The organism is Moraxella sp. DOX410 (genome assembly GCF_032248735.1).
GTDB classification, from domain to species: Bacteria; Pseudomonadota; Gammaproteobacteria; order Pseudomonadales; family Moraxellaceae; genus Faucicola; species Faucicola tetraodonis.
Map to the genome: position 1 here is coordinate 914,635 of NZ_CP135138.1, position 15,963 is coordinate 930,597.

Sequence of the window (15,963 nt, forward strand, 5' to 3'; positions counted from 1 at the left end):
TATAGGATAAAAATAGTTTGCATTTGGTCGCCAAATTCTCTAGAATACCGCTTCGGTAACCCCATTGGTAGCTTCGCAACTAGCTGCTGTGAACCCCGCCAGGACCGGAAGGTAGCAACGGTAGCAGCCAGCCAGTGTGCCGAAGATGTGCTAGTGGGGTTATCACTTTTTTAAGTAGGTGTTTTTGATGCCTATTTCACTTGGTAAGTTTTTTAATTGCGAAAGAAAACTGACCAATAATGACTCATATACGCTACCTAAACGCTAAGAGCAACGTCAATTTTCCAATTAATCTAGCTTATCCATCTGCCTATATATCAAGCGCGCCATTGTAAGCGCTGATAATCTTCCGATGATAACCTAATATTTAGCATTGTATTTTTTTAAGCATTCTTATGAATGCCGCGATACGAACTTTTTGATGGTTTTACTGTTTCAAAAGTTTTGATAAGTCTGACAGTAGGTTTTGTCACTATTTTTATAGTGAAAATAAGTCTTACAGACACGATTACAATGCTTTAAAGCGATTAACACGATATTTGTGATTAATGATAGCTGATAATTTTGCCTATTCATTTTGCTTATCCATTTTGAAAGTGCAGTCAGCTTGAGGGCTTTTGCTTGTTGCGTGTTTTCAATCAAGGTTACCACCGACACTTTGATTAACTTATTTTTTAAGGACTTACATGACTGATTTTAATTCAACCACAGATTTTGCTGATAACTCAATCGATAATTTTTTTAGCCACAGCCAAGCCAACAGCAATCAGCCTACTGGCAACACCCCAGTTGATGACACAGAAGCAACTGCGACAACGGATGTTGTCGCGACTGATACTGTAGCAACAGATGCGCCAACGTCTGATGATGCTAACCCTAGCGAAAATGGTTTTACCGCATTGGGTATTTCAGGTTCATTACTAAAAAGTATTGTGGCAACGGGTTATACCACACCAACGCCTATCCAAGCGCGCGCGATTCCTGCTGCATTAGCGGGTCGTGATTTGCTATTATCCGCACAAACAGGTAGTGGTAAAACTGCCGCGTTTGTATTACCAATTTTGCATCAATTAAGCGAACTACAAGCTAAAGAAAAAGCGGCAGAAAAGACCGCAAGTGGCAAACGTGGTCGCCAACAGCCAAAAGTCGTACAAGCGTTGATTTTGACACCGACGCGTGAGCTGGCTAACCAAGTACAAGACAGTATCCGCAAATATGGCTCAGCCATGAAAGATTTGTACAGTGTGCCACTTGTGGGTGGTGCGGCATACAGTGGTCAAATCCGTGCGCTAAAAAAAGGCGTACAAATCATCGTAGCGACGCCGGGTCGTTTGCTAGATCATATCAACGCCCAGCGTGTAAATCTCTCTGATTTGACCATGTTGGTACTTGATGAAGCAGACCGTATGCTAGACATGGGCTTTGCCGATGATATCAATGCGATTTTGGAAGCCACACCCGCGCATCGCCAAACCATCATGTCATCTGCGACATGGGATGGTCCAGTCGGTAAAATCGCTGAAAGCTTTACCAAAGACCCAGAGCGTATCAACATCAAAGTTGAAACCGCACACATCGATGAAAAAGTGTACTTCTGTGACAACTTTGACCACAAAAATAAATTATTAGAGCACCTGATCTGTGACCCAGAGCGTGGTCAAGCGATTATCTTTACCGCGACCAAACGCAGCAGTGAAGAAGTCGCTGAGCGCCTACAACAATGGGAACACAAAGCCTGTTATCTGCATGGTGACTTGCCACAAAGCAAACGTAATCGTATCGTCTCAGATCTACGCAGTGGCAAATTTGACATCGTGGTAGCAACAGACGTGGCTGCACGTGGTCTTGATTTACCTAATATTACCCATGTATTCAACTATGATTTACCGCGCCAAGTAGAAGATTATGTGCATCGTATCGGTCGCTCAGGTCGTGCCGGTCGTACTGGTATTGCCATCAACCTATGTAGCCGCGATGACCGTCGTCAATTTGGCAATATCGCCCGTTACCTAAAACGTGATATCAATGAAGCGCAAGTTGAAGGCTTAGAACCGCGTTTTGTGGAAAAATTTGAAGGTCGTGGTAAGCCTAATGGTCGTGATGGTCGCGGTCGTGGTCGCAGCGGCAGTGATAGCCGTGGCGGTCGTGATGACCGTGGCAGTCGCTCACAACGTTTTGGTGGTTCAAGCGATAGAGCTTCAAGCGAGCGTCGTTTTGCGGACAAGCCACGTTTTGACAACCAAGAACGCTATGGCAAATCAGCGAGCAACGATAGTTCGGCAAGTTTTGAAAAACGCGAGCGTTTTGACAAAGGTCACCAAGGCAACAGCGATAGTCGTTTTGGTCGTGATGATGCGAGTGTGCCGCGTCGTCATCGTGATTCAGATAACCGTCATGGCAACAGTCAGGGCGATTTTCACCGCGCTGCTAAATCATCGGACAAACCAAACTTTGACCGTGATTCACGCCAAGGCAATCGTGAGCCTCGCCAAGGTGAGTATGCAGATCGTCGCCGCGATGATAACCGTAGCTTTAACAAAGATGGCTTTAAAGGTTATCAAGGTGATAAACCACGTTACAACACTGACCGTAACAGCAGTGAGCGTCATGGCGAGCGTCCTAACCGCTTTGAAAAAAATGACCGTTTTGGTGACAAACCTTTTGCCAAAAAAACCGAACGCTCTAGCGAGTTTCGTGGCGATGACCGCGCTCGCAAGCCACGTCCAATCGTAGAAGAAACCTTTGGTCAACCGCTTAAAAAACGTAGCGACAGACCGTATCCGGCAAAAGAGGGTCAACGTGCTGGCGATTCACGCTCAAATGGGTTTAAATCTGAGGGTTTCAGAAAGTCAGATAAACCATTTGCAGGTAAATCGTCAAGATCGGAAGGATTTAAGTCATCGTCTGACCGTTATGCCTCATCAAGCAAGCCATCCGCTAAACCGGCTGGCAAACAAGATGGTTGGGATGCGCCAAAACGTAGCCGTCGCAATAGCACGGGCAAACCGCTATAAGCTATGATCAGTAAAAAAAGCACCTAATTGGGTGCTTTTTTTTGGGTCGCTTATTTTGACTTGTTATCAGCCTGGGCAAATTTTATCCCGTTGTGTGGGTGTTTGGGTCGTTGTGTTATTGGCAAAATTCGCCAACGGTTTGATACAGTTGTTTGCATTGCTCAGGGCACAGATTTTCCATATTCAAAAACGCGTGCGGCATATCTGCAAAATGGACGAGTTGGGATGGCGCGCCTGCGGCTTGTAACACGTCATGATAGCCGATATCTTCATCACGCAGCGGACAATAACCAGCCGTTAGGTGCAGTGTCTTTGGGGCTTGATACGGCGAATGATGCAGTAGGGTAGCCACATCGGTCCAAAACGGTGAGCTCAGCTCACGGTCATCATATGCTGAAAAATAATTGTCAAAATACCAGCGGATTTTGCTGGATTCCAGTAAATAACCCGTGCTATTTTCCTTAATCGAGGGCTGTGACATGGTGTAGTCTAGACTGGCATAAATCAAAATTTGATGGGTGATAGCTAAGTCTGTGCTCACACGGTTGGCAAGCCAATCTTGCACCAAGGTGGCAGTAATTGCCCCGCCACCACTATCACCTGCTATGATAAGCTTGCCGTTACAGGCATAACCGACTTGCTGTAGGGTCGCTGTTAAATAGGTTAAAATCGCGTGGGCGTCATCAATCGCCGCAGGGTAGCGGTTTTCTGGCGCAAGGCGATATTCGGGCGCTACCACCACACAGCCTGTCGCTTCGGCCAATTTTTTATAGAGTTTATCATACACAGTGACACTACCTGCCATGCCACCACCGCCATGAAAATACACCATTACTGGCACGTCAGCCGTTGCTTGTTCATTTGGCAGGGGGCAGTTGCTCGGTACAAATAGCCTAAGTGGTACGTTGTAACCCCGAAAATTGCTTGGCGTCACTAGCACCGTATCGATGATTTTTGCCATGTTGGGTGCGTCAGTGACAAATGCGGTTGTCAAATTGGCTAACGCTTCACGTGCGTTGATGGCATTGGGCTTAACCCCTTGCGCTAACAGAGACGGAACAATCACTTGATGCAGCTGTGTCAAATACGCTTGCATGGCAGCGGGCATTGGCTGTTTTAAATTCTCTGGCATAATTCAATCCTATTGATTTTAAGGTTAACTTCCACAATGTGCTAAATATTACTGCAGTTTTGTCATGGCTGGATAGTCATGTTTTGAAAAATACTGATGTTTTGGCAAATAGTCATCTTTTAAAAATATTACACTCTAGGACGCCAAATTTGGCATTGAAAGCCTTTAAATACCTTTAATTCGCATGATTGGTTTGCAAAGTACGGCTTAGGGTTAAACTTCTTTTAACAATAAATACCGCGCTTTAGTGCTAGTATAGGCATTTCTTTGACTGGTACTACTCTGTAAAAAGGTCACCTATGACGTCTCAACCACAATATGCCACTGGGCATTTGGATTCTTCCAATCATTTCACTGACACCGATACTGATACTCACACACTAATATCTAGTAACTTAACTAACCGTAAACCACCCCATAGCCAACCGCAAAATCAACTGCCTTCTCAACAACCGCCCTCTCAACGACCGCATACCAAACCACCGACAACGCCACCCTCATTGATAGTCAAAATCATGATTGGCATGATTGGCGCGTTTGCATTTTTGCAAGTCTATTCGATTCAAGCGATTTTGCCGATTATGATGCAAGCATTCTCAGCGACCGAAACGCAAGTGGGCATGACAGTTGGGGCGACGGTGATTGCCATTGCCATCATGTCACCGTTTATGGGGATGTTGTCCGATGCCGTGGGTCGTAAAAATATCATTGTGGCATCCATTGCCTTTATGGCAATACCAACCATGATGATTGGGCTATCTGACTCACTCTCCAGTATCATTATTTGGCGATTTATGCAAGGGTTGGCGGTACCTGGCATTACAGTGGTGACGATTGCCTATGTCGGGGAAGAATACGCGGGCAAGGAGATGGCAAAAATGATGTCCTACTATGTCTCAGGTACAGTATTTGGGGGATTTTTAGGGCGCTTTATCTTGGGGCATTTAGAAGAGCTTATCGGCTGGGAAAAAGGCTTTGTGTTCATGGGCATGTTGACGGTGCTAGGCGCTGGCTTGGTGGCTTGGTTATTACCGCGCTCACGTCATTTTCATGCCAACCCAAATTTTACATCGGCGCTGCACATGCTGAGTAAACATGTGCGCAACCGTTATGTGGTGACCGCAGGACTGCTTGGCGCGTGCGTGTTGTTTTCATTAGTGGGCTGTTTTACCTATGTCAATTTGCACTTGGCAGACGCCCCCTACAATCTATCAAGTGCAGGGCTTGCTAACATTTTTGCGGTGTATTTGATTGGGGTCGTGGTCACACCGATTGCGAGTAGTTTAATTGCCAAATACGGCGCTGCCCGTATGGTGCGCGTGGCCGTGATGATTTCGATGATGGGCGTGCTGATGACACTGGCTGCGCCTATTTCTTTGGTTATTGTGGCGCTTGCGGTAATGTCAACTGGGGTATTTATTACCCAATCGGCGACCATTACTTATATCGCGGTGAATGTCAAAGAAGGGCGGTCACTGGCATCAGGTTTATATTATATGGCGTACTACATCGGTGGTAGTATCGGTGCGTGGGCGTGTGGTCTGGCATATGCACAAGGCAAATGGCTATATACAGTCTATACGCTGCTGGCTGTACAAGTCATCGCCTTACTGATTGCGTTTTTTGGATTAATTAAAATCCCAATCAAAAGATAATCATTCATCACAAAAATAAACCCCAGTCAATGGGGCTTATTTTTTAACGGCTGTTAAGTGCAAGCATTAAAGCAGTCACATATTAAAATTAGGGTACAAAGCGATCATGGTTAGGATGTTCACCAAATTCTTTACGGTATTTGGCTGAAATTTCATCCCAAATTGGCGCATTGTGTACACCATTGGCGCGCGCATCATAGATCGGATCTTTGCCTTGTTTGACCTGTGCTTCATAATCGCGCAGTGCTGCAAACGCAGGTTTTTGCAAGAATAAGATACCAATGATGTTGAGCCATGCCATCAAACCAACGCCCAAGTCACCCAGTGCCCATGCTAAGTCGGCGGTTTTTAGGCAGCTATAAATTACCACAAATAAAATCACTACTTTGAGTACAGGGATTGCCCAATTTAGCTTCATGCTACGAGTGAGATAACGGATATTGGTTTCTGCAATATAGTAGTAAGCCATGATGGTAGTGAAAGCAAAGAAGAATAGCGCAACCGCCACAAACACTGCGCCAAAACCTGGCATGATGTTTTCCATCGCAGTTTGAACGTAACCTGGACCTGCCGAAACGCCTTTAACCCCTTGATACAAGAAGGCTTCTTTGCTGGCAGGGTCTTGTACGTTATACATACCGGTAATGATTAGCATGAAACCTGTCGCCGAACAAACAAATAGCGTATCGACATACACTGAAAACGCTTGTACTAAGCCTTGTTTGGCTGGGTGTGATACATCAGCGGCTGCCGATGGGTGAGGACCTGTACCTTGACCTGCTTCATTTGAGTAAACGCCACGTTTCACACCCCATTGGATGGCAAGACCCAACACAGCACCAAACGTAGAATCCATACCAAACGCAGAGCGGAAAATCAACGCTAGCACATCAGGTAATTGACCGATATGCATGATGATAATAACAATCGCCACGATGATGTAGGCAAGTGCCATAAAAGGTACAATCAACTCAGCAGAGGAGGCAATACGCTTGACACCACCAAAGATGATAAAGCCTAGTAGTGCCGCAATTACCGCGGCTGAAATGCTAGGTGCGATACCCAGTGAATTGTTCATCGCTTCAGCAATCGAATTGGCCTGTACACCAGGTAACAATAAACCACAAGCGGCGATTGCCGATATCGCAAATAACACCGCGTACCATTTTTGACCCAGCGCTTTTTCAAAATAATAGGCTGGACCACCGATAAAAAAGCCTTTATCATCACGTTCTTTATAAATCTGCGCAAGCGTTGACTCAACGAATGCGGTACTTGCACCCAAGAACGCTACCATCCACATCCAAAATAATGCACCAGGACCACCAAAAGTAATCGCCGTTGCCACACCGGCAATATTGCCTGTACCTACACGACCTGCGAGTGACATAGCGAGTGCTTGGAATGAGGACACCCCCTGATCGCTGCTTTTGCCGTCCATCAGCAATCGAATCATGCGACCAAAATGGCGCACTTGTAAAAAACGACCACGAATTGAAAAATATAAACCAACCAATAAACATAGATAGATTAATGCGGGACTCCATACCCAATCATTAATCGCATTGACAAAATCTTGCATAACCTTATCTCCCACTACCGTAGAAAGCTAAAATCCCATAGGATTTTTGACTATTTGCCAACTGTTTAATTTATAGAAACGCTACTCTACCACCCAATAATAGTTTCTATAAACTTGCTGAATTATTACAGTTTTCTTATCTTATAAGAAACAATTGGTTTTGCAAATGGTAATGATAAAAATTGGCGATAAATAATGCGATAAAAAGTGATTGACTAACCTGTTTTTACCCCAAACATTTCACCGATAAAGTGGGTAGTAACCAACGCAACAACGCCCCAAATGACCACCCGTACAATGGCAGGGAAAATTTTGGCACCCCCCAAATACGCCGATAACCAGCCCAAAAATGCTAATCCTATCAAGGTCACTGTGCCCAAACCGCCGACCAAATATTGCTTTGGTAACAGCCAAATACATAGCACCGGTAGCAGCGCCCCTGTGATAAAGGATAAAGCCGATGCCACGGCTGCCTGTAGTGGATTAGCGGATGCGGTATCGGTAAGTCCAATTTCATAGCGTGCGTGCGCTTCTAGGGCATTGTGAGCAGTGAGTGCTACCGCAACATCATGTGCCATAGCAGGCGTTAAACCGCGCTGAACATAAATATGCGTCAGTTCTTTTAGCTCGCGGTCTGAATTGTGCTCAAGTTCATAGGCTTCTTTTGCCAAGTCGGCTTTTTCGGTATCCGCTTGCGAAGAGACGGAGACATATTCGCCCGCTGCCATACTAATTGCGCCAGCAATCAGCGATGCCACCCCTGTCAACAGCAAGGTGTGACTGTCCACTTGCGCTGCCGCAACCCCCATTAATAGACTAGCGGTGGAAATTAAACCATCGTTGGCGCCGAGCACGGTTGCGCGTAGCCAGTTGTTGCGATTACTAAAATGCGGTTCATGATGTGCTGAATACATGGTCTTGCCCTCAAAAACAAAAAATTGACATAGATTAAAAGATAGATTAAAAGGTAAACATAACAAAATTAGCTTAATAAATTCTTATAATGGGCTTAACAAATAATAGGCTTAATAAGGCTAAATAGTTTTTAGCCAAGTTTTTTATCATGGTTGTAGGTTGATAAGTCAGCGTCTTAGTTGGCGTGATAATTGCCAAGCTGCCTCATCGCGCAGCTCATGCGACTGCTTGGCAGATACAGTGGCTTGTCTACCTGTGTTGAGCGATGACCATTCGGGCTTACCACGCGCTTTTTTGAGCAAACTTGGCAATCTATCAACTGACCAAGGCGCGAGCGATTGGTTCGCCATGATGCTATCAGTCGCCGCATGACCACGATGGCGTAGCGCAGTCAGTAGGTCCATCGCTCGAGTCGCCAGTAAGGTCAGGGTAGCAGGGTCTATGTGCAGCCGTTTGACGCCACTGATTTTGTCGGCAATCGCGCTGGTATTTGACAGTAAGCCACCTGCCAAACCACCGAGCGCCGTACCCAGTCCCAGTGACGTGCCAAGGGTGGCGACATCAATACCCAGTCCAATCAGCGCGCCTGCCGCCGCACCGCCTGTGGTACGAATCCCATAACTGGCTAGTACGTCTTTATCAAACGGATCGCGGCGATATTCAGTCAGCTCAAGCGGTGTGGTGGTGACGGTATTGTCATAAAATTTATACAGGTTTAATAGTTCGTCTTGCATACTGCGTTCAGCTTGGCGTACTTTTTCTTGCATTTTTTGTAAGGTAGGCAGCGGATCATCCTCCTCGTGAATGGTTTCAACAAAGGCGGCAACGTTTAATAAAAAATGCGCAATGATAATATTGGCATCATCGTACAAATCATCCCAGTCGGCTTTACGACGCTCAATCAGTTGTTTGATAATTTCAGGTTGTATCAGCATGGTTTCTAAGTTTTGCCACAGTTTGATTTCATCATCAAACTCAAACGCCACTGAGTCAAACCGCGTAGATACATGCAAGTTGCGGCGCGCGAGCATCTGCTGCCATTCATTGATATTGCTATCTTGACCCTTAGTAAAGTTAAATACGGGCATGACGGGGATGGCTGACCATGACAGCACAGTTAACTCATCTTTATATTTGCCGAGCACAGGCTCACGCGCATCAATCACATAGACAGCCATGTCACTGGCAATCAGCTGACGAATGACCTTGGCTTCTTGGCTAAACTCGTCTTGTGCAGGTGCACTTGCCAAAAATTGCTGTAACCGCTCCACACCGTCACGGCGGGCGGCGGTATTGTCTTCTAACCAATCAAGTAGCCCTGACGCATCTTCTAGACCGGGCGTGTCATACAGTGCCACCAAGCCTTGACCCGTTTGGCTGTCATTGATCATGGCTTTTTCCACATGACGGGTAGTGGCAGGCGCATTTTTGACTTCGCCAAAGTACATATCACGCAACAGGGTGCGTAGTAGCGAAGTTTTACCGGTATTGGTATGTCCTACCACCGCCAATTTTAACGCTTCATTTTCGCCAATGCTGATTTTGCGGCTTGGATAGGGGTTTTGTTCTGCTTGGGCTAATGGATGGTTAGGCGATTGCGTGGCGATATCGGTGCTTGGATGGGTCGCACTGTCAGTAGCCGTCGCTGGCAAATAATCTTTGGTTAAATCAATTGTCAATTTTTCTTGGGTGGTTATGTCTTTGTTATCCATTATTTATTAACCTTTATGTATTCAGCGCGAGCTATTTTTGGCAAGTTCTTTTGGCAAGTTCTAGGGCATGAGTGACATGATTGAAGGCAGTTTGGGTCAGTGGATGTGCCAGCCAATCATCAAAACTATGCGCAACATCATCGGTGTTTTCGCTACTATCTTCTGCCAATTGGTCGTAATAATCCAAATAGCCTTCAGCGGTTAAAATCACCCAACCATCACTCACTGCAGATTTTTCTTCCATGGCTGTCAAAGATAGATAAAACCCAAGCATATCAAGCATCAGCAAAATCGCATCACTGGTGCTGTGTGGATAGCTATCGCCAGTAAACATGATGTCATCGAGCGCATTTAGCGCCTGTTCGATGCTAGCGGTTTGCCAAGTTTGCCTGTTTATGATGTCAAACAGGGCTTGATAGTGCGGTTTTTCACTGTCAAGTTCGTTGTCAAGCCAATCATCTGGTAAATTTTGAACAAATTGACGGAGGAGATTTTGCACAAAAGCGCTTTGCCCTGCGAGCGTAAGCTGTGAAGTAGTCTGGGCAATGCTATTAATCACATCGGCATAGCTTGTCGTGGCATTCATGGTTAATTTTCTCTTACTAGGGCAATTTGGCGTTCTGCCAACGCGGTTTCCCATTGTAGTTGACGGGCTTTGATGGTTTCAATTTCGCTCGGACTTGGCAGGTAGCCTTGATTGGCATCGAGCAGTTGCACAATCATACCGCCTTTTGCCGCGCTTGCGATATTATCGAGTTTTCGCAGGGTGCCACGGTCGGGGAGTGCGAGATTGGAGATACCGACGAGCACTTGAACAGGGTTGCTTTGAAGGTAGGCAATCAGTTTTTCCAAGTCATCACGATCATCGATACGACCAAAGTTTTGCGCCGCCATGCCGACGGTTTTGGCATACCATTGCGGGTTGGCTTGCGGGTATTCGAGCAACACGGCAAGTTTATTGGCTAGGCTGATTTGGGCAGTGGGCGCGATAGGTTTTTGCTCAGCAGGGCTGTCATCAGGGTCAATCACTTTGCGCTGCCAAAAATCGATAATTTTTTGATAATACGGCTGTTTGATATCAAGTTTCATACGACTTGAGCGCACCATCACCAGACAACATAGCCATGCGAGCAAACGTGGCACGATACCGTACATCAGTAGGCTACCGATTAATAACATCGCCCAGCGAAACGAAATCATCTGTGGCGTGGTTTCAGGATTCATCTGCGCGGTGATAATATCTTGTGCCGTTGGGGTAGGAAAGCCTACCCAATGCGGGAGCCAAGACATCAGCTTGACCACTTCTACCACGTTGCTGTCTTGTAGTAGGGTTGATTCCCACACAAAATTATAATTTTTGACCAATAACAATAGAATTAATGACACCAACATTCCCGATAGGCTGGCTAACCAAAACTGGTGGCTGATACGACTGACGTACCATTTGGTGCCAGCGTGATTAAGCTGGTCTTGATACAGTTCAACCGCCGTTTGGGTGACAATATCTTTGCCACGCACTAGGGTTGCCGGGGTAAAAAAAGTACCAAAAAAACTGGGTTTATTGCGCGGTGAGAACAGCATCCAACCGAGCCAAACCAGCAAGATAATGGTATTAAACCCTAATAAACTGGCTAGCACATAAAAAAAGTTCACCACCTGCGCTTGCATCAACCCAAATAACGCGACAAAGCCCAAAATAAACCACAGCACAGTCAATCCCCAAATCACGCCATTGACGCGGGTGTCAATAGTGGTAAGTAGCTGCGCAAGTTTGCCATCATTATCAATACGTGAGGCGCGGCGGCGCAATTTGCTCAGCGGTTCGCCCGACTCATGTTGCAGTTTTTCAGTGATAAGGATAGGGTCAGCGGCAAAAATATGCTGTTTTTCTTCCAGCCTGCGCACCAGTTCGGTCAGTTGGTCTTGAGATGTGTACATGTTAATTTTCCAACCCTTTCATCCCAATAAAATACCGACTAAACTGATAAGCCACGCGCCCAGAGCGTCCACCGCGTTCACTGGCAAAGCGCAAGGCAGCGGCTTTTGCTTCATCATCAAAGGGCAAACTTGCTTGCGTCAAATAATGCGCACAAATATCTAAATACACAGGTTGGGTCATCGGATGAAATGACAGCCACAGCCCAAAGCGGTCAGACAACGACACGGTTTCATCAATCGTCTCGTACGGATTGACTTCATCGGTTTGCCCATTATAAATGCTCACATTGTCTTTCATCAGTTGCGGTAGTAGATGACGGCGGTTACTGGTCGCATAGACCAGTAGTTTGTCTTGCTCGCTATCTAGCGCGCCATCGAGCACACTTTTGAGCGTGCGATAATTCTCATCTTGTCCATTGAACGCTAAGTCATCACAGTACACCACATAATGACAGCCATGATTGGGCTGGGTTGTATGAAGGTCTCGTACCGCTTGGCGAATCGGCTCTAACATCACCAAATCATCTCGTGACACTTCGATAATACGAAGACCATCCGCTTTGTATTGATTGAGCAATGCCCGAATGAGCGACGATTTACCTGCGCCACGTGTGCCTGTCATGAGTACATGATTGGCAGGTAAGCCTGATAAATACTGGCGCGTGTTTTGAATCAGTTTATTTTTTTGCCCATCAATGCCAAGCAAATCATCCAACGTCAATCGCAAATCTACGGTTAAAGGCACCAGTTCACCGCTGCCCGTGCGGCTATTGGATTGCCAGCGGTGGGCAAGCACGCTTGGGTCAAGTTGTATGGGCTTGGGCAGCTGTGCCTGTAAAAATTGGGTGAGTAAGTGTTCTAAATTAGCGGGTAAACTAAGATTAGCGGGTAGAGTGAGTTGCGACATACAAGGGTTCTTCTGAGTGGTTTTTAAGTGACTAGTTTTAAGTAATTGGTTTTTAAATGAGTAGTTTTTAAGCGTTTTTGCGGTATTTAGTTCGTATGATAGCAAAACTCCGTTAGATTACCCATTATCTTTGTAAACATTGCAGCATAACACTGGCTTTTTGTTTACAAAAAAATTCAATTCAGTTATAAAGATAGGCTTTATGATAAAATTTGTTAAGGAAGATCAATGAATGCGCAACAAGCCATCGCCTTTAGTATAAAACCTCTTACTTTTGCTATCGTCATGCTGGGGATTCATGGCTGTGCCACACAGCCTAGCGCGAGTCAACCGCTGTCTCAACGTGTGTTGCAAGCCAACCAACAGTTGGTCAGTCGCCAAAGCTATGCTTATGACTATCGAGTCAATGTGGTGCGCCCACCGCTGCGTGGTGCACAAGCGCTACCTGCAAGCCCTAATCGTTTAAAACTTATCCAGCAGCTTAGCACAGCACAGCACCTTGATGCTCGCCAACAAGCCTTGGTCACAGAAGGGGTCAATCACCAAACCCGTGAACAAAGCGAAGTGGGGCAAGTGATGGATATTTTAACCAAGCGCTTTGAGTTTGCCTCCACAGGTGTGGTAGATCTTCGCCGAGGGCAAATGTCAATCGTGCCTGAATTTCGCTATGTGCAGAACAATGCAGGGGCGTTTATTAAAGTGCCGCTTGCGGCTGATTTTGCGCGCTCCAAAGTATATGCTGACTTGTCGGGACTCTCTGAGTTTGCCACCGACCCGCAATATGATGGACGGTACATTGAGTATGACTATAGCAAACTGCTAAAAGATAAAAAGATAGATAAAAGAGCCTTATTCAAGGTATTTGAACAGATGTCACTGCTAAATGCCACCCTTGCCAAAGAAAGCGACTATCAGTCATTGGCTTTGACTAATGAAGATAAAGCCAAAGGTGTGAGCCAGCGCATTGGCTACCGAATTGGCTACAATCAAATGCTAGCGGAGTATTTGCTGTTTTTCCACGTTAATAAGCGCTACCTAAAATCATTCATCAATACAGCCGATTTTGTCAAAGATGATGAGCTAAAGCAGCTTGGTAGCCTTGCTGTTAGCCCACGGTATCTGATGAAAAAAGCCTTTGACAGCCATGAGTTGGCAAGCGTTGAGGAAAAAGCGTATGAATCTGCCATGCGCCTGTATGAAGCCATTGATAAAATGCGCTCGCAATCAGATGACAGCGCTGCTGACCCAGCCAGTGCCGATGCTGCAGAGGCAATGGACAGTTTAGAGACTCAAACAGCCACTGACGATTCAACCACTGATGAGTCAACCAGTGACGAATTGGGTCAAACCGCAAAAGCCTTAGCAGCCTTTGACAAATACCAATCAGACAAATTGGTCAGTGCCGCTGCCCTGGCAAAAATCATTGACGCCAATCCGCAAGCCTTTAAAGCGCTGCAAGCTGAGATAAGCAAAGAGGCAAATAGCAGCTTTATCTCAATGGATGACGACATCCGTATCAGCTATGGACTCAACCGCCAAAATCAACTCCTCAATATGGTGGCAATGAGTGATTTGCCAGCATTTGAAAAAACCACGCTGACTACCAATCAGCCTAAGACCCAAATGCGCACAGTGGTTAATTTTTATGATTATGGCAAAGCCCGCGTCAATCCTGATATCTTCAACAAGGCAATCACTTGGCAACAAGCATCAAAAGATAACAATCTATGGGCGGCGACAAAACAATCCAAAGTCTTTGACAGTGATAAGAATTTAGAAGCCTTGTCCTATAGCCTACTCAAACAAAACAAAGGGTTTGTCGAGACCTTTGTCACCCTTTATACTTACCAGTTTGTGCTGCAAAAAGATGAAGCAAGCCTGAGTGAAATAGATATGGCGGCGCTAAACGCCGCTGCAACCAAACTTGCAAAAATACATGCTGATAATTATGCGGTCATAAATACTGATATCCGTCAGCAAGAAGCGGTTACAGACACTGATGCGTATGTCGATGAGGAACTTGCTGAACATATCGCAGGGATTGTTGATAAAACCTATCGCAATCAACAATATTTGCAACAAATTGCCAAACTTAAAGCCCAAGGCAAATCTGACGCCCAGATATTTAGCCAGTTGTATCAAACTATCAGCGACAAACCGAGCGATGTAGCCAGCGATGTAGCCAGCGATGTAGAAAGTGCACCGGCAGTGGCGGCGGAAGCTGCAGCGGCAGTAGATATTGTAGAGGAAAGCGAAGAACAACAAGCTTGTTCGGTGCTGTTGGACACAGATAAACTTGATAAAACATCACGCACCCGCCTTGCCAAAATCTGTGAAAAAATCGACACAGCCACCGCCCAAGAGCACGCAGCCAGCCAGCAATCTAGCTACGCTGATACTGCATCTGCATCCACGGCTGTCGATATCGCCAAGCAAACGCAGGCGCTCGATAAGTTTAATCAATTACTCGGCGAAATCGCTATCGAAGACATGCAGACCCAAGCCAAGCATATCAGCCTATCTGATGAAGATGATGAGTTAATTGAAAAACTCAAACCTCACTTTGAAGCGAGCTATGATTTTGATTATGATGCCTACAAAGCTGCCTATCAGTTGTTACTTTTGAGCCAATAATCGGGCAAACGAAGCATCAACTGCTGATAACCCATATAAAACAGATAAAAAAAGCGGGATAACTGATGTATCCCGCTTTTTTGTACGTCAATCAATCGTGCCATTTTTAATCATGACAGGTTTATAATACGGTACGAATACTTGCCGCTTCATCCAGCATTTTATATAAGTTATTGACTTGCTCGGCTTCTGTCAAATATACATTGGCACGTACGGAGTGGAAACGACCGGTACGCGATGGATTAATAGTCAAACTTGCCAAATCAAATTCAGGAAATAAGCTACCCAAAATTAATTTTACTTCATCGAGTAGTGTCTCTTTGTGACCTTCATGACCGATGATACTTAACGGATAGTCCATCGGAAAATTCCACAATTCTGGGTGCTGGATATCCGTAGGTTTCGCCGCTCGCGTACTACATGCAGCGGCTTCCAAGTTATTAAGCGTAATTGTTTTATCGTTCATGGCATCAC

10 protein-coding genes, 1 other RNA gene and 1 pseudogene are annotated in these 15,963 nt (G+C 45.7%); 4 read left to right on the forward strand and 8 right to left on the reverse strand.

Translation table 11 applies throughout. From position 1 onward, the window contains the following. Nucleotides 1–62 precede the first annotated feature (62 nt). Nucleotides 63–159: signal recognition particle sRNA small type (ffs, locus tag RNZ41_RS04150), an RNA gene on the forward strand. Nucleotides 160–899: 740 nt separating this feature from the next. After that, nucleotides 900–2,279: pseudogene (locus RNZ41_RS04155) on the forward strand (DEAD/DEAH box helicase); the annotation flags it as partial. A gap of 850 nt (nt 2,280–3,129) precedes the next feature. Here the strand turns inward: RNZ41_RS04155 and RNZ41_RS04160 are convergent. Continuing rightward, entirely contained in the window at nt 3,130–4,146 is a 1,017-nt protein-coding gene (locus RNZ41_RS04160; protein ID WP_314027647.1) for an alpha/beta hydrolase, read from the reverse strand. A gap of 515 nt (nt 4,147–4,661) precedes the next feature. Between RNZ41_RS04160 and RNZ41_RS04165 the strand changes: the two genes are divergently transcribed. Beyond that, nucleotides 4,662–5,801 (forward strand): MFS transporter, encoded by a 1,140-nt coding sequence (locus RNZ41_RS04165; RefSeq protein WP_203172593.1) that lies wholly within the window; start codon nt 4,662–4,664, stop codon nt 5,799–5,801. Between the two features lie 88 nt (nt 5,802–5,889). Here RNZ41_RS04165 and RNZ41_RS04170 read toward each other — a convergent pair whose 3' ends face one another. From RNZ41_RS04170 to RNZ41_RS04195, 6 genes are all read right to left on the reverse strand, one after another. Next, the gene (locus RNZ41_RS04170; RefSeq protein WP_314027648.1) at nt 5,890–7,383 is read right to left on the reverse strand and encodes an alanine/glycine:cation symporter family protein; all 1,494 of its coding nucleotides are present in this window, start codon (nt 7,381–7,383) and stop codon (nt 5,890–5,892) included. A 215-nt stretch (nt 7,384–7,598) separates the two neighbouring features. Next, the gene (locus RNZ41_RS04175; protein WP_314027649.1) at nt 7,599–8,297 is read right to left on the reverse strand and encodes a VIT1/CCC1 transporter family protein; all 699 of its coding nucleotides are present in this window, start codon (nt 8,295–8,297) and stop codon (nt 7,599–7,601) included. Nucleotides 8,298–8,465: 168 nt separating this feature from the next. After that, nucleotides 8,466–10,010 (reverse strand): DUF3482 domain-containing protein, encoded by a 1,545-nt coding sequence (locus tag RNZ41_RS04180; protein ID WP_314027650.1) that lies wholly within the window; start codon nt 10,008–10,010, stop codon nt 8,466–8,468. 31 nt (nt 10,011–10,041) lie between these two features. Then, nucleotides 10,042–10,596, reverse strand: coding sequence for a hypothetical protein (locus tag RNZ41_RS04185; RefSeq protein WP_314027651.1), 555 nt, complete (start codon nt 10,594–10,596; stop codon nt 10,042–10,044). 2 nt (nt 10,597–10,598) lie between these two features. Then, nucleotides 10,599–11,948 carry a DUF2868 domain-containing protein gene (locus RNZ41_RS04190; protein ID WP_314027652.1) on the reverse strand — a complete coding sequence of 450 codons (1,350 nt, stop codon included), beginning with the start codon at nt 11,946–11,948 and terminating at the stop codon, nt 10,599–10,601. Nucleotide 11,949: 1 nt separating this feature from the next. After that, complete coding sequence (locus RNZ41_RS04195) at nt 11,950–12,855, reverse strand: ATP-binding protein (protein ID WP_065252837.1); 906 nt, start codon at nt 12,853–12,855, stop codon at nt 11,950–11,952. Between the two features lie 228 nt (nt 12,856–13,083). Here RNZ41_RS04195 and RNZ41_RS04200 point away from each other — a divergent pair, with 228 nt between their 5' ends. Beyond that, the gene (locus RNZ41_RS04200; RefSeq protein WP_314027653.1) at nt 13,084–15,489 is read left to right on the forward strand and encodes a hypothetical protein; all 2,406 of its coding nucleotides are present in this window, start codon (nt 13,084–13,086) and stop codon (nt 15,487–15,489) included. A 121-nt stretch (nt 15,490–15,610) separates the two neighbouring features. Here RNZ41_RS04200 and RNZ41_RS04205 read toward each other — a convergent pair whose 3' ends face one another. After that, entirely contained in the window at nt 15,611–15,955 is a 345-nt protein-coding gene (locus tag RNZ41_RS04205) for a YbeD family protein (RefSeq protein ID WP_312384040.1), read from the reverse strand. Nucleotides 15,956–15,963 lie beyond the last annotated feature (8 nt).

Excerpts from the sequence above, each read along its gene's own strand:
- RNZ41_RS04170 (WP_314027648.1), bottom strand. The coding sequence starts at position 7,383 with ATGCAAGATTTTGTCAATGCGATTAATGATTGGGTATGGAGTCCCGCA.
- RNZ41_RS04175 (WP_314027649.1), bottom strand. The coding sequence starts at position 8,297 with ATGTATTCAGCACATCATGAACCGCATTTTAGTAATCGCAACAACTGG.
- RNZ41_RS04165 (WP_203172593.1), top strand. The coding sequence starts at position 4,662 with ATGATTGGCATGATTGGCGCGTTTGCATTTTTGCAAGTCTATTCGATT.
- RNZ41_RS04185 (WP_314027651.1), bottom strand. The coding sequence starts at position 10,596 with ATGAATGCCACGACAAGCTATGCCGATGTGATTAATAGCATTGCCCAG.
- RNZ41_RS04205 (WP_312384040.1), bottom strand. The coding sequence starts at position 15,955 with ATGAACGATAAAACAATTACGCTTAATAACTTGGAAGCCGCTGCATGT.
- RNZ41_RS04160 (WP_314027647.1), bottom strand. The coding sequence starts at position 4,146 with ATGCCAGAGAATTTAAAACAGCCAATGCCCGCTGCCATGCAAGCGTAT.
- RNZ41_RS04180 (WP_314027650.1), bottom strand. The coding sequence starts at position 10,010 with ATGGATAACAAAGACATAACCACCCAAGAAAAATTGACAATTGATTTA.
- RNZ41_RS04190 (WP_314027652.1), bottom strand. The coding sequence starts at position 11,948 with ATGTACACATCTCAAGACCAACTGACCGAACTGGTGCGCAGGCTGGAA.
- RNZ41_RS04200 (WP_314027653.1), top strand. The coding sequence starts at position 13,084 with ATGAATGCGCAACAAGCCATCGCCTTTAGTATAAAACCTCTTACTTTT.
- RNZ41_RS04195 (WP_065252837.1), bottom strand. The coding sequence starts at position 12,855 with ATGTCGCAACTCACTCTACCCGCTAATCTTAGTTTACCCGCTAATTTA.